We start from the raw sequence: 13,563 nt of genomic DNA on the forward strand, positions 1-13,563 counted from the left end.
ACTCAGCAGTGAAACGATGCATCGCCGATGGTAGTGTGGGGTTTCCCCATGTGAGAGTAGGTCATCGTCAAGATTCATTTCGCAAAACCCCTATCTGCGCATGCAGGTAGGGGTTTTGTCTTTGTGGTGCAAAAATTCCCGGGCATACGCAGTTCCTGTGGGAGCGGCCTTGTGTCGCGAAAGGGCCGCAACGCGGCCCCAGGATTGATGCGCAACAGTTGAAATTGCTGGGGCTGCTTTGCAGCCCTTTCGCGACACAAGGCCGCTCCCACAGGGGATCGCGCCAACTTTTAGAATTTGAGCAAGGCAGTTGCTCCCACAGGGCCCCGCGTAGCTCTGAAAAGCAATCATGAAATGTGCGTCATTTATGCCTGACGAGTTACAGGTCAATGCTACGCTCGCGGAAATACTCAGCACGGATACCCATCATGGAAATGAACTGGCACCAGGCCCTGCAAGAGAGCCTGAGCTGGCTGGCAATCGCCTCGTTCATCACCCTTGTCTGCTTCACGGCAGCCGCCACACTGGCCGTACGTTGTACGCGCTGGGGCAGCCAGTTCTGGCAGCTTGCCGGGCCCTATTTCAGTTTCAGGCGCAGTTGGCGGCCGTTACTGGTGTTCGCCCTGCTGCTGGTATTGACGCTATTCTCGGTGCGCCTGAACGTGCTGTTCTCGTTCTGGTACAACGGCTTCTACAGCGCCTTGCAAGGCCTTGACCAAGCCGCCTTCTGGTACCTGCTCGGCGTCTTCGCGGTATTGGCCACCATCCATGTGCTGCGTTCGCTGTTCACCTTCTATGTAAGCCAGGCGTTCAGCATCCAGTGGCGGGTCTGGCTGACCGAGCGCCTGACCCACGACTGGATGCACGGCGATGCCTACTACCGTGGCCAGTTCCTTGCCGAGCCGGTGGACAACCCTGACCAGCGTATCGAACTGGACGTCAACGCCTTTGTCAGCAACTCGGTGACCCTCGCCCTGGGCGCGGTCAGCGCGCTGGTTTCACTGGTGGCGTTCACCGGCATCCTCTGGGGGCTGTCGGCGCCGCTGGCCGTCGCTGGTGTGGAGATTCCCCGGGCGATGGTGTTTGCCGTGTACCTGTACGTCATCGTCGCCACCTGGATCGCCTTCCGCCTCGGGCGGCCGCTGATCCGCCTGAACTTCCTCAACGAAAAGCTCACCGCCAACTTCCGTTACGCGCTGATGCGTCTGCGCGAGAACGCCGAGAACATCGCTTTCTACCAGGGTGCGCAGGTCGAGCGGGGCACCTTGCTGGGCCGCTTTGGTGCCTTGATCGTGAATGCCTGGGCGCTGGTGTTCCGGAACCTGAAATTCAGTGGTTTCAACCTGGGCGTGAGCCAGGTAGCAGTGGTGTTCCCGTTCATTCTGCAGGCACCGCGCTTCTTCAGCGGGGCGATCAAGCTGGGCGACGTCATGCAGACCTCCCAGGCCTTTGGCCAGGTGCAGGATTCGCTGTCGTTCTTCCGCGAGTCGTATGATGCGTTTGCCCAGTACCGGGCTACTCTCGATCGTCTGACCGGCTTCCTCGATGCCAACGAGCAGGCAAGCGCTTTGCCGCGCGTCATCACCGAGGACCAGGAGCATGCCTTGGCGATCAGCCGCCTGCAGGTGCTGCGCCCGGACGGGCATGCCCTTATCGCCGACCTGGACCTTGACCTGCACGCCGGCCAGGCGCTGTTGATCAAGGGGCCGTCGGGCAGCGGCAAAACCACGCTGCTGCGTGCGCTGGCAGGCCTCTGGCCGTATGCCGAGGGTGAGGTCAGGCGCCCGCTGGGCCACCAGGCGCTGTTCCTGTCGCAGCGGCCGTACCTGCCGCTGGGCGATCTGCGCGCCGTCATTGCCTACCCGGCGGCCAGCAGGCCTGAGGATGAAACGCGGATGCAGCAGGCCTTGCGCCAGGTCAACCTGGCCCACCTGGCCGAGCGACTGGACGTCAGCTGTGACTGGTCACACATTCTCTCGGTCGGTGAGCAGCAGCGCCTGGCATTTGCCCGGGTGCTGTTCAACCGGCCGCAGGTGGTGTTCCTTGACGAGTCCACTTCGGCCATGGACGAAGGGCTCGAGCATGCCCTGTATTCACTGTTGCGCACGGAAATGCCGGCGGCGTTGCTGGTCAGTGTCGGGCACCGCAGCACGCTGGCAGGTTTCCATACCCATCGGTTGGAGGTGGATGGGCATGGCGGCTGGTCGCTACTGGAGCAGCAGCCAGCGCTGGCCTAGTTCGGATTGTCGGTGATCGGGGCCGGCCTGAGCAATGCGACCCCGACCAGGGTGCTGCCGGCACACGCTGCGCCAAGCAAGAATGTCGCCTTGAAGCCGACCCCGTCCCACAGCAGCCCGGCCACCACGCTGGCCACCAACAGCGCCACGCCGGTCAGCAGGTTGAACAGGCCGAAGGCTGTACCGCGCAGTTCGGCGGGGGCGCTGTCGGCGATCATGGCGGCAAAGATGCCTTGGCTGAAACCCAGGTGCAGGCCCCAGGCAGCCACCCCCATGGCCAGCCCGGTCCAGCCCGGCAGCAGGGCCAGCAGCAGGTCGGCGGCGACCAGCAGCCCCAGCCCGGTCATCAGCACGCCGCGGCGGCCCACGCGGTCCGACAGCACCCCCGCGGGGTAGGCCGACAGCGAGTAGGCCAGGGCCATGAGCACCAGCACTGCCGGCGCCCACAGCGGCGCCAGGCCCATGTCCTGTGCGCGCAGCAGCAGAAACGCCTCGCTGAAGCGGGCGAGGGTGAACAGCGTGGCCAGGCCGATCAGCCGCCAGTAGGCCGGGCCCAGGCGGGCCAGCTCGTGCAGGGCCAGCGGTGAGCGCACCGGCCGGGTGGTGGCCGGCGTTTCAGGTTCGCGCACGAAGGCGATGAGGATGTACACGGCCACGAACGCCGGGAGCACCGCCACCCAGAACACCGTCTGGAAATGGCTCGCGGTCAGCCACATCAGCACGATCGCCAGCAACGGCCCAAGGAAGGCGCCCACGGTATCCAGCGCCTGGCGCAGGCCGAAGGCTGCACCACGCAGTTCTGCGGGCGTGACGTCGGCCACCAGCGCATCGCGCGGCGCCCCACGAATGCCTTTGCCTACCCGGTCGACGAAGCGTGCCGCGGTCAACCACTCCAGCCCGGAGGCCATGGGGAACACCGGCTTGGTCAACGCACCCAGGCCATAGCCCAGCACCGTGAGCAGCTTGCGCTTGCCCAGCCGGTCGCTGAGGGCACCGGAAAACACCTTGGTGATCGAGGCGGTCGCCTCGGCGATACCTTCGATAAAGCCCACCGCCACTACCGAGGTACCAAGCACGGTGACCATATACAGCGGCAGCAGTGCGTGAATCATTTCCGAGGAAATGTCCATGAACATCGACACGAACCCCAGCGCCCAGACACTGCGAGGGATCTTCGACAGGGACCTAGTGGCGTTCGTGGCGTGGCTTTCTTCGTGGCTGCGCATCAGGAGGCTCGGCAGAGGGCTACGTTCGAAACTGTAGGAGCCGTCACGCAGGATGCAAATCGGACAGGTGTATGCAAGCAAGAGCGCGAATAGCCGGGCTGCGCCGGCAACGCTGTCGTGTCAGCAAAGTTCCGTTACAAACATGTAAACTTCGTAAATAAGATTTAAACTCATTTGCGAATCTCTATATTTACCATCCCTGTTGGCCACCAAACTGTGTTTGCGAGGCCGGTGGGCGAGGGCTCCCGGTTTCCGACAGGGATGTGCCGTTTCGCTCATGAATCGCAGGAGATGTACCCATGCAGTGCAAGACTTCACCCAACAGCCTGGCCCTGGCGTTCGTCGCGCTGGCGTCACCGGCCATGGTGGCCACCGTGGCCCAGGCCGAAGAACAGCGCACGGGTGAGGTGCTGGAGATGCCGGTTGCCGACAGCGCCCTGGTTATCCAGGACACCCTGGTTACCGCCGAGCGCGAGGCACGCCAGGCCCTGGGTACGTCGATCATCACCGCCGAAGACATCAAGCGCCATCCGCCGGCCAATGACCTGTCCGACATCATCCGCCGCGAGCCCGGGGTCAACCTGACCGGCAACAGCGCCAGCGGCGCGCGTGGCAACAACCGGCAGATCGACCTGCGCGGCATGGGCCCGGAAAATACCCTGATCCTCATCGACGGCAAGCCATCCAGCGCACGCAATGCCGTGCGCTATGGCTGGAACGGCGACCGCGATACCCGCGGTGAAACCAACTGGGTACCGGCAGAAGCGGTCGAGCGCATCGAGATCCTGCGTGGCCCGGCGGCCGCACGTTACGGTTCCGGCGCCATGGGCGGGGTGGTCAACATCATCACCAAGCGGCCCACCAACGAACTCAAGGGCAGCGTCAGCCTGTACACCCAGCTGCCGGAAGACAGCGCCGAGGGCGCCAGCCGTAGGGCCAACTTCAACCTGGGCGGCGGCCTGACCGACAACCTCGGCTTCCGCCTGTACGGCGGCCTGGCCAAGACCGATGCCGACGACCTGGACATCAATGCCGGGCATGCCACCAGTGCGCTGGTGGCGGGCCGCGAAGGCGTACGCAACAAGGACATCAATGGCCTGCTGAGCTGGAAGCTGAACGACGAGCACCGCCTCGAGGCCAGTGCCGGCTACAGCCGCCAGGGTAATATCTTTGCCGGCGACACCATGAACAGCAACGGCGGTGGTGACGTCGAGTTCGTGTCCAGCCTGTACGGCCACGAAACCAATGTGATGCAGCGCAGTACCTACGACCTGACCCACCTGGGCGATTTCACCTGGGGTACCAGCAAGACCGTGCTGGCCTACGAGTACGTGCGCAACTGGCGCCTCAACGAGGGCCTGGCAGGCCGTACCGAAGGTGCCCCCAATGCCGAAGGCGCCGCCATGTCGCGCCTGCGCAACACGCGCCTGAGCAGCGAAGTGAACCTGCCATTCGCCATGAGCAGCACCGAACATGTGCTGACCCTGGGCGGCGAGTACCTGTACGAAGCGCTCAATGACCAGGGCTCGCTGCGCCCGCAAAGCTCGGACCCTACCGGTAACGACGGGTTGGTCGGTTTCGACCGCAGCAGCTCGAAGATGACCGCCCGCAGCTATGCGCTGTTCGTCGAGGACAACATCATTGTCGGCGACACCACCATTACCCCGGGCCTGCGTTTCGACCACCACGAAACCTTCGGCGACAACTTCAGCCCCAGCCTGAACCTGTCGCACAAACTGACCGAAGCACTGTCGGTCAAAGGCGGTATCGCGCGCGCCTACAAGACCCCGAACCTGTACCAGTCCAACCCCAACTACTTGCTGTACAGCCGCGGCAATGGTTGCAGCGTGCAGCAGACCAACAACGGTGGCTGCTACCTGCAGGGCAACGCCGACCTCAAGCCCGAGATCAGCGTCAACAAGGAAATCGGCCTGATGTACGACCGTGGTACCTGGCGCACCAGTGCCACGTACTTTCGCAACGACTACAAGAACAAGATCGTCGGTGATACCGATGTGTTGTACACCATCGGCACCGGCAGCCGCGTGACCCAGTGGGACAACGCCGGCAAGGCGCGGGTGGAAGGTATCGAAGGCAACCTGTTCATCGAGCTGACCCCGGCCCTGGACTGGAACACCAACCTGACCTGGATGCTCGACAACGACAACCGCGAGACCGGCGAGCCGCTGTCGGTGATCCCGGAATACACCGTCAACACCACCCTCGACTGGCGCGCCACCGAGAAGCTGTCGTTCCAGGTGGCGGGTACCTACTTCGGCAAGCAGAAGTCGCCGACCTTCAACGAACGCACCCAGCAAGGCTACGACAAGACCGCGCAACAGGACGTGGAAGCCTACGGCCTGGTGGACGTGAGCGCTGGTTACAAGTTCAACGCCAACTACGACGTGCGGGTGGGGGTGAACAACGTGTTCGACAAGCAGATCCTGCGTGGCGGCAACGCCAGTACTTCGGGCGCCAATACCTATAACCAGCCGGGCAGGGCGGTGTTCGCTGCGCTGAACATCAACTTCTGATCCAAGGGGCCGCTGCGCGGCCCATTCGCCGGCAAGCTAGTTCCCACAGGGATCGCGCCAACGTTTGGAATTTGAGCAAGACAGTTGCTCCCACAGGTACCACATAGTATTCAAACCCTGTGCAATCCCTGTGGGAGCTGGCTTGCCGGCGAATGGGCTGCAAAGCAGCCCCGGATGCCCCGATCAACGCCAAGGAGCCCCCGATGATCAAAGCCCCCGCCTGGCTGCAGATCCTCTCCCGCAGCTGTGCCGCACTGCTCGGCGGCTATGCCCTCAGCTACGCCGCCAGCGCCTGCCTGGCCCGTATCCTGCCGCTGGCTGCCGCCGATGCGGTCATCGTCGCGACCCTGCCGGCCTTCATCTTCTACACCGCCGCCATCCTCTGGGCCTTCGCCTGCAGCGATGCCCTGCGCGCCTGGGCCCCGCTGGCTGTGGCCGTACCGCTTGCCCTGATCGGCTTCTGGCCGCAGGCACTGGAGTGGCTGGCATGAAGAACACCTTCACCCAATCGATGGCCTGGCTGCACACCTGGGCCGGGCTGATTTTCGGCTGGCTGCTGTTCGCCATCTTCGTCACCGGCACCCTGGCGGTATTCGACAAGGAACTCGACCACTGGATGCAACCGGAAATCCCGGCCACCGAGGTACCCCAGGCCGACGCCGCGCGGCGCGCCATTGCCTACCTGCAGGCCCACGAGCCGCAGGCTGGGAACTGGGGCATCAGCCTGCCGAGCGAGCGCTCTCCCGGGTTGCGCGTGTCCACCGGCGAGCGTCGCCATGGCCCCACCGTGCAGCTCGACCCGCGTACTGGCGAGGCCATCGAGGTGCGGGACAGTGTTGGTGGCAACTTCTTCTTCCGCTTCCATTTCACCCTCGACCTGCCACGCAACTGGGGCATCTTCGTGGTCGGCGCGCTGGCGCTGGTGATGCTCGCGGCGCTGGTCACCGGTATCGTCATCCACAAGAAGATCTTCAAGGAGTTCTTTACCTTCCGGCCGAACAAGGGCCAGCGCTCGTGGCTGGATTTCCACAACGCCAGCGCGGTGCTGTTGCTGCCGTTCCACCTGATGATCACCTACACCGGCCTGGTGATCTTCATGCTCATCTACATCCCGGCCGGGGTCGATGCGCTGTTCGCCGGCGACAACCGTGCCTACTTCCAGGCCCAGGGCAATGCCCGCCTGGAGCAGCCTCGTGGCCTGGCCAGGCAACCGGCCGCGCTGGTCGATGTCGCGCCATTGCTGGCCCAGGCCGAGGCGCGCCTGGGGCCGATTGGTGGCCTGAATATCCGCAACCCCAACACGGCGGCGGCGCGTATCGAAATACGCCCCGGACTGGGCAACCGCATTGCCTTGGCCAAGGGCCAGGCCATGGTCTTCGATGGTGTCAGCGGGCAGTTGCTCGGCGACGTCGCCGAATGGCGCGCGGCGCCATTGACCCAGCGGGTCATGGCCGGCCTGCATTTCGCCCAGTTTGGCGGCTACCCGATGCGCTGGCTGTATTTTGTCTGCGGGCTGGTCAGTTGCCTGATGATCGCCAGCGGGCTGGTGCTGTTCTGCGTGAAGCGTGGGCGCAAGTACGCCAGCGCCGAGGCTTCGGTGCGGCGTTGGTACCGAGTGGCGGAGGTGTGCAACGTGGGCTTCGTCAGTGGCCTGTTGTTGGCGTGCGTGGCGTTGCTGTGGGCCAGCCGCGTGCTGCCGGTAGAACTGGCGCAGCGGGAGAGCTGGGAGGTTCGTGCGTTCTTTGGTGTATGGCTGCTGGCGCTGTTGCATGCCGGTATCAGGCCAGTACGCCGGGCCTGGGTCGAGCAACTGCTGCTGACCGCGTTGCTGTGCATTGGCCTGGGTGCGTTGGGTGGCTTGGGCGACGCCATGCGCCTGGGGGTGGTGGCCTGTGCCCTGGTGTTGGGTGTATTGCTCGGGCTGCTGGCCTGGCGCGTATGGCAGGCGCAGTGGGTGCCGCAGAAGGCCAGGGCAGGGCGGCGGATGGAGGCCGGGGCATGATGATGTGGATCATGGGCAGCGTGTTGTTCGCCTACGCTGGCATGCTGGGGCTGTGCCAGGGGCTGGAGCGGCATTACAAGCAGGTATGGAACCGCACCTGCCCGTCGGTGCTGCGTGTCGGCTTGCGCGCGGCCGGCTGGCTGGCGTTGCTGGCCAGTCTGGTGCTGTGTGCCCAGGCCTGGGGCTGGGCCATGGGGCCGGTGGCCTGGTTTGCCGTGATGTCGCTGGCGGGGATGGTGCTGGTATTGCTGCTGCCATACTGGCCGCGGCTGGCGGTGGGGTTGGTGGCAGCGGTGCCGGTTTGGGGACTGATGCTGCTGATGATCTGACCAGGCCCCCATCGTCGGCGCAGCCGGTGCCAGGTTGTTGCGGTAAAAAGTGCCAAGGCATGTTAAACCTTGCGCCCCAACCCGCTGCGAGAGAAACCCGGTGAAAGCCGTCCGCCTGACCCTGATCTGCCACGCCCTTACCCAGGCCCAGAAGACCGGGCGCCTGCACCGTGCCGACGACGGCATCCTGCCGTTGGGCCAGCAGCCTTTCGCCGACCTTTCTGGTGTGCCGGTGCTGACTGCACCAGAGCGGCGAGCCTGCGAGACGGCGGCGTGGTTTTTGGGACCGGTGCAGGTCGAGCCGGCCTTGGCCGATTGCGACTTGGGGCGTTGGCAAGGGCTGACGCTGAAGCAATTGCAGGCCGAGCAACCGCAGGCGATGGCCGAATGGCTGCAGGCCCCGGCCAGTGATGTGCACGGCGGCGAGTCGTTCGCCGTGCTTTGCCAGCGCATCGCCGCCTGGTTGGCGGCCTTCGACAGGCCGGGTGAATGGGTGGCGGTTACCCACCCGATGGTCATGCGCGCTGCGCTGGTGCACGTACTTGGCTGCCCGATGAGCGCCAGTCAGCGGGTCGATGTGTTGCCGCTGTCGCGCCTGGAGCTGAGCTTTACCGGGCAGTGGCGCCTGCGCCTGGGCTGAAGGTCAGAACGCCAGCTTGTAGCCGATCAGCAGCAGCATCGCCGCCAGGCACGGACGCAGCACGCGGTCGGAAATCCGCCCGGTGAGGTGGCTGCCCAGGTAGATGCCTGGCAGCGAGCCCAGCAGCAGGTAGCCCAGCAGCGACCAGTCCATGTTGCCCATGCCGGCATGGCCCAGGCCCGCCACCAGGGTAAGTGGCACGGCGTGGGCGATTTCGGTACCGACCAGGCGGCGGGTGACCAGGAACGGGTACAGCAGGAACAGCGCCACGGTACCCAGTGCGCCAGCACCGATGGAAGTGAGGGTAACCATCACCCCCAGCACCACGCCGGTGAGCACGGTAAGGATGTTCAGGCTGCGGTCGCTGAGGTGGTAATGGTCACCGGCATGGCGGCTGGCGAAGGCCTGCAGGCGCGATTTGAACAGGATGGCCAGCGCGGTCAGGATCAGCACCACCGCCAGGCCTTGCTTGATGACGGCGTTGAGCGCCGAGGTGTCGGTGTGCAGGGTGCTGAGGAACCACAGGGTCAGCGCCGCAGCGGGCACGCTGCCCAGGCTGAGCAGGCCGGTGATCTTCCAGTCGACGTTCTTGTTGCGCGCATGCACCCAGACGCCACTGGCCTTGGTGATGGCGGCGTAGAGCAGGTCGGTGCCGACGGCTGTTGCCGGGCTGATGCCAAACCACAACAGGATCGGGGTCATCAGCGAGCCGCCACCGACGCCGGTCATTCCGACGATGAAACCCACGACCAGGCCCGCAATGGTGAAACCGAAAGAACCTACATCCATACGCTACTCGACTGCCCAACTTGCCCGTTATCGGATGCAGCCCAGCATATAGATTTTTTTATAGCCAAATAGACTTGTTCGTTATTAGGTTATAACCGAGACGGCGACGTACGCGATCTTTGTAGGAGCGGCCTTGTGTCGCGAAAGGGCCGCAAGGCGGCCCCGACAATATGTGTTGTGCTGCTGATATCCCGGGGCTGCTGCGCAGCCCTGTCGCGACACAAGGCCGCTCCTACAAAAAGGCGCATCGTTCAACACAGTCAGCGATCAGTCATCACCACCATCACATGCGCATCTGCGCCATCGTCACTTTCCGACAGGTAGATATGCCCCACCTGGCTGTCGAAATACGCCGTCTCCTGCGGCCCGATGCTCACCGCTTCGCCGGTTTCGAACTCGATACGAACACGCCCGCTCAGCACCAACGCGAACTCTTGCCCGGGGTGGCGGATAAAATCGTCGAACTGGCCGCGTTCACGGGCAATGATGCGGGCATAGGCGGGTGTCATGCGCCGTTCGGGGAAGTCGCCGGCGATCGGGTGGTAGTCATAGGTGCCGGTCGAGTAGCCCGCCGCCGCCGGCAGTGAATCGACCACCACGGTCACCGGTGCCGGTGCCGTGACCGTGCCGCTGGCGCGCAACAGCTGGGCAATGTCGACATTCAGCGCCCGGGCGGCGGCGGCCAGTTTTTCGTAGCTGACCGAGACCTGCGCCAGTTCCATCTTCGACAAGGTGGACAGCGGTACGCCGCTGGCTTCGGACAATTGCTTGAGGGTCATCTGGCGCGCCTTGCGCACCTGGCGCAGGCGCTGGCCGACTACGGCACGGTCCAGCAGGGGTAGGGCAGCGGGCATTCGGGGTCTCGGCATGCGGCGTTGGTCGGGCATCTTACCTTGGACCCTTGCGTATTCGTAAATTCTCATATATTAGAATTCTCATAAATGATAATTAGCCTGGCAGGAGCGTGCATGACCCCGATCTACGACACCCTGATCATCGGCGCCGGCATTGCCGGTGCATCTCTGGGCTATCGCCTGGCCGGCCAGCAGAAGGTGCTGCTGCTCGAGCGCGAGGCACAGCCTGGCTACCATTCCACCGGGCGTTCGGCAGCCATGTTCATGGAGGCCTACGGCACCCCGCAGATCCAGGCGTTGACCCGCGCCAGCCGGGCCTTCTACGAAGCACCACCACAGGGTTTCTGCGAGCACCCGCTGCTGGAACCGCGTGGCTGCCTGTACGTCGCCAGCCTGGAACAGCGCACGCTGCTCGAGCAGACCCATGCGCAGAACCTGGCCAACGGCACCGAGGTCAGCCTGCTCGACCGCGACGCCGCCCTGGCCCTGGTGCCGAGCCTGCGTGGCGAGAACCTGGCCGGCGCGGTGCTCGAGGCGGGGGCCATGGACCTGGACGTACATGCCCTGCACCAGGGCTTCTTGCGTGGCTATCGCGCCGCTGGCGGCGAACTGCGCTGCAACGCCGAGCTTGTCCAGGCCTGGTACCTGGATGACCTGTGGCAGGTGCAGCTGGGCGATGGCAGCCGCGTGCAGGCGCGCCAGCTGGTCAATGCCGCTGGCGCCTGGGCCGACCGTGTGGCCGAGCAGTGCGGCGTGGCGCGTATCGGCCTGCAACCCTGCCGGCGCAGTGCCTTTACCTTCCCCGGCCCGGCAGACCAGGACTTCGCCCGCTGGCCGGCGGTAATCGGCGTAGACGAAAGCTTCTACTTCAAGCCCGACGCCGGCCAGCTGCTGGGTTCGCCGGCCAATGCCGACCCGGTCGAACCCCAGGACGCCGCGCCCGAGGAGCTCGACGTGGCTTTGGGCATCTACAACATCGAGGCCATGACCACCCTGGCGATCCGCCGGCCGAGCCACACCTGGGCCGGGCTGCGCTCGTTCGTCGCCGACGGCGACCTGGTGATCGGTTTCGATGTGCACGCGCCAGCGTTCTTCTGGCTGGCGGCACAAGGTGGCTATGGCATCCAGTCGGCTGCGGGCGCCTCGCGCCTGGCTGCCGACCTGCTGCTGGGCCAGCCCCTGTGTCCTGGCCTTGTCAGCCAGGGGGTGGCGCCCGAGCGCCTGTCCCCGGCCCGTTTCCAGCAATCCTGAAAGGAGCATCCCATGAGCAATGATATCCAGCGTTTCCCCAGCAGCCTGCCGTTCCCGTTCTCCCGTGCGGTGAAAGCCGGCGGCTTCCTGTTCCTCTCCGGCCAGGTGCCGATGAGTGCCGGCGGCGAAGTTGTGCGCGGTGACATCCAGACCCAGACCCGCGCCGCCTGCGAGCGCATCGGCGAAAGCCTGGCGGCCTGCGGCGCGCGTTTCGACCAGGTGGTCAAGGCCACGGTGTGGCTGTCGGACATGAGCCACTTCGCCGGTTTCAACGAGGTGTACAAGGAGTTCTTCGGCGCAGCGCTGCCGGTGCGCTCGACCGTGGCCTCGGCATTGGCGCTGGGGGTGGATGTGGAGATTGAAGTGCAGGCGTTTGTCGGAGATTTTTGACCGAACAAATCGCCCATGTGGGAGCGGCCTTGTGTCGCGAAAGGGGCGCGGAGCGGCCCCAGGATTTCTGCATTGCTGCACAGATCGCCGGGGGCCGCTCTGCGGCCCTTTCGCGACACAAGGCCGCTCCCACAAAAGCGATGTGGTGGCAGTGAGACAACAACAATAAATCCAGAGGTTCACATGCAAGAGCAGCTGAAGATTGCCGGCGCGTTTGTCGGCGTGATCGTGGGGGCGGGGTTCGCTTCGGGGCGGGAACTGTTGTTGTTCTTTGTCGATTTCGGTGTGTGGGGGCTGGTTGGTGCGCTGGTCAGCGCAGCCTTGTTCACCTTCCTCGGCATGGCCCTGGCGGGGCTGGGCAATCGCCAGCAGGCCACTTCGCACAAGGATGTGATCCAGGCCATCTGCGGCCGTCACCTGGGCCTGTTCGTCGACTGGCTGATCACCTTTTTCATGTTTGCCGTCACCGTGGTCATGCTGGCCGGTGGTGGTGCCTTGCTGGAGCAGCAGTTCGGCATCCCGGCGCTGGCCGGCAGCGTGATGGTGACGCTGGTGGTGGTGGGCATCGTGTGCCTGGATGTGCGCAAGGTGATCCTCGCCATTGGTGCCATCACGCCGTTGCTGATCCTGGTGGCCTCGGCGATTGCGTTGTACGCCGTGTTCAGCCGGGAGCAGAGCTTCGCCCAGCTCGACCAGCTGGCCAGCCAGCAACAGGCGGGCACCCGTCACTGGCTGCTGGGGGCGTTCCTGTACGTGTCGTACAACATCGTTGCCGGCGCGCCGATCCTGGCCATCCTGGGCGGCTCGGCCAAGGGCGAGAGAACGGCGGTATGGGGTGGGTTGCTCGGTGGTGCAGCACTGGGCGGACTGATGCTGGTGATGAGTGCCGGGCTGTTGTCGCGCCTGGACAGCGTGGCTGACCTGCCGATGCCGATGCTGTCGATCGCCAACGAAGTATCGCCACTGCTGGGGCTGGTGATGTGCCTGATCATCTTCGGCATGATCGTCAACACCGCGGTGGGTACGTTGTTCTCGTTTCTCTCGCGGCTGATGCCGGCGGGGACGGCGAAGTTTCGCTGGGGCTCGGTGGTGACCGGGGTGGTGGCATTCGGCTGCAGCCTGGTGGGGTTCATCAGCCTGGTGGGTGAGGTGTACCCGCTGTTCGGCTACCTGGGCTTCGTGTTGATGGCGGCGGTGCTGCTGGCCTGGGTCCGGCGGAGCAAAGTGGTTAAAGCGGCAGTGGCGTAGGGGGCTGCTGCGCAGCCCGATCGCGACACAAGGCCGCTCCCACAAGGATCGCATGGCACCTGT

Annotated in this window: 12 protein-coding genes; 9 read left to right on the forward strand and 3 right to left on the reverse strand. The window is 64.6% G+C overall.

Annotated elements, in window-relative coordinates; genetic code table 11:
- The first annotated feature begins 428 nt into the window (after positions 1-428).
- Complete coding sequence (locus tag CAG00_RS00005) at positions 429-2,237, forward strand: ABC transporter ATP-binding protein/permease (protein ID WP_085663130.1); 1,809 nt, start codon at positions 429-431, stop codon at positions 2,235-2,237.
- Here CAG00_RS00005 and CAG00_RS00010 read toward each other — a convergent pair.
- Positions 2,234-3,463, reverse strand: coding sequence for an MFS transporter (locus CAG00_RS00010; protein WP_085663131.1), 1,230 nt, complete (start codon positions 3,461-3,463; stop codon positions 2,234-2,236). The genes CAG00_RS00005 and CAG00_RS00010 overlap by 4 nt on opposite strands.
- A gap of 299 nt (positions 3,464-3,762) precedes the next feature.
- On the opposite strand from CAG00_RS00010, the gene CAG00_RS00015 reads away from it, so the two are divergent.
- The 5 genes from CAG00_RS00015 to CAG00_RS00035 all read left to right on the forward strand — a co-directional run bounded on the left by CAG00_RS00015 (position 3,763) and on the right by CAG00_RS00035 (position 8,968).
- The gene (locus CAG00_RS00015; RefSeq protein ID WP_085663132.1) at positions 3,763-5,997 is read left to right on the forward strand and encodes a TonB-dependent siderophore receptor; all 2,235 of its coding nucleotides are present in this window, start codon (positions 3,763-3,765) and stop codon (positions 5,995-5,997) included.
- Positions 5,998-6,200: 203 nt separating this feature from the next.
- Positions 6,201-6,488, forward strand: coding sequence for an iron transporter (locus CAG00_RS00020; protein ID WP_075044517.1), 288 nt, complete (start codon positions 6,201-6,203; stop codon positions 6,486-6,488).
- Positions 6,485-7,999, forward strand: a complete 1,515-nt coding sequence (locus tag CAG00_RS00025) for a PepSY domain-containing protein (protein WP_085663133.1) — start codon at positions 6,485-6,487, stop codon at positions 7,997-7,999. The genes CAG00_RS00020 and CAG00_RS00025 overlap by 4 nt, the downstream gene beginning before the upstream one ends.
- The gene (locus tag CAG00_RS00030; protein WP_085663134.1) at positions 7,996-8,328 is read left to right on the forward strand and encodes a DUF3325 domain-containing protein; all 333 of its coding nucleotides are present in this window, start codon (positions 7,996-7,998) and stop codon (positions 8,326-8,328) included. The genes CAG00_RS00025 and CAG00_RS00030 overlap by 4 nt, the downstream gene beginning before the upstream one ends.
- 100 nt (positions 8,329-8,428) lie before the next feature.
- On the forward strand, positions 8,429-8,968 hold the full coding sequence (locus CAG00_RS00035) for a histidine phosphatase family protein (RefSeq protein ID WP_085617478.1): 540 nt from the start codon (positions 8,429-8,431) through the stop codon (positions 8,966-8,968).
- Positions 8,969-8,971: 3 nt separating this feature from the next.
- Here CAG00_RS00035 and CAG00_RS00040 read toward each other — a convergent pair whose 3' ends face one another.
- A complete protein-coding gene (locus tag CAG00_RS00040) occupies positions 8,972-9,757 on the reverse strand; it encodes a sulfite exporter TauE/SafE family protein (protein ID WP_046616814.1) in 786 nt (261 codons plus the stop codon).
- 260 nt (positions 9,758-10,017) lie between these two features.
- Positions 10,018-10,611 carry a helix-turn-helix domain-containing protein gene (locus tag CAG00_RS00045; RefSeq protein ID WP_075044520.1) on the reverse strand — a complete coding sequence of 198 codons (594 nt, stop codon included), beginning with the start codon at positions 10,609-10,611 and terminating at the stop codon, positions 10,018-10,020.
- Positions 10,612-10,725: 114 nt separating this feature from the next.
- Here CAG00_RS00045 and CAG00_RS00050 point away from each other — a divergent pair, with 114 nt between their 5' ends.
- From CAG00_RS00050 to CAG00_RS00060, 3 genes are all read left to right on the forward strand, one after another.
- A complete protein-coding gene (locus CAG00_RS00050) occupies positions 10,726-11,862 on the forward strand; it encodes an FAD-binding oxidoreductase (protein WP_025338400.1) in 1,137 nt (378 codons plus the stop codon).
- Positions 11,863-11,874: 12 nt separating this feature from the next.
- Positions 11,875-12,252, forward strand: a complete 378-nt coding sequence (locus tag CAG00_RS00055; RefSeq protein WP_085663135.1) for a RidA family protein — start codon at positions 11,875-11,877, stop codon at positions 12,250-12,252.
- A gap of 183 nt (positions 12,253-12,435) precedes the next feature.
- On the forward strand, positions 12,436-13,500 hold the full coding sequence (locus tag CAG00_RS00060; RefSeq protein ID WP_075044523.1) for a hypothetical protein: 1,065 nt from the start codon (positions 12,436-12,438) through the stop codon (positions 13,498-13,500).
- Positions 13,501-13,563 lie beyond the last annotated feature (63 nt).

Source organism: Pseudomonas sp. B5(2017) (assembly GCF_002112825.1).
GTDB lineage: Bacteria > Pseudomonadota > Gammaproteobacteria > Pseudomonadales > Pseudomonadaceae > Aquipseudomonas > Aquipseudomonas putida_Z.

Coding starts and splice junctions, on each gene's coding strand:
- CAG00_RS00005 (WP_085663130.1), top strand. CDS start 429: ATGGAAATGAACTGGCACCAGGCCCTGCAAGAGAGCCTGAGCTGGCTG.
- CAG00_RS00010 (WP_085663131.1), bottom strand. CDS start 3,463: ATGCGCAGCCACGAAGAAAGCCACGCCACGAACGCCACTAGGTCCCTG.
- CAG00_RS00015 (WP_085663132.1), top strand. CDS start 3,763: ATGCAGTGCAAGACTTCACCCAACAGCCTGGCCCTGGCGTTCGTCGCG.
- CAG00_RS00020 (WP_075044517.1), top strand. CDS start 6,201: ATGATCAAAGCCCCCGCCTGGCTGCAGATCCTCTCCCGCAGCTGTGCC.
- CAG00_RS00025 (WP_085663133.1), top strand. CDS start 6,485: ATGAAGAACACCTTCACCCAATCGATGGCCTGGCTGCACACCTGGGCC.
- CAG00_RS00030 (WP_085663134.1), top strand. CDS start 7,996: ATGATGATGTGGATCATGGGCAGCGTGTTGTTCGCCTACGCTGGCATG.
- CAG00_RS00040 (WP_046616814.1), bottom strand. CDS start 9,757: ATGGATGTAGGTTCTTTCGGTTTCACCATTGCGGGCCTGGTCGTGGGT.
- CAG00_RS00045 (WP_075044520.1), bottom strand. CDS start 10,611: ATGCCCGCTGCCCTACCCCTGCTGGACCGTGCCGTAGTCGGCCAGCGC.
- CAG00_RS00050 (WP_025338400.1), top strand. CDS start 10,726: ATGACCCCGATCTACGACACCCTGATCATCGGCGCCGGCATTGCCGGT.
- CAG00_RS00055 (WP_085663135.1), top strand. CDS start 11,875: ATGAGCAATGATATCCAGCGTTTCCCCAGCAGCCTGCCGTTCCCGTTC.
- CAG00_RS00060 (WP_075044523.1), top strand. CDS start 12,436: ATGCAAGAGCAGCTGAAGATTGCCGGCGCGTTTGTCGGCGTGATCGTG.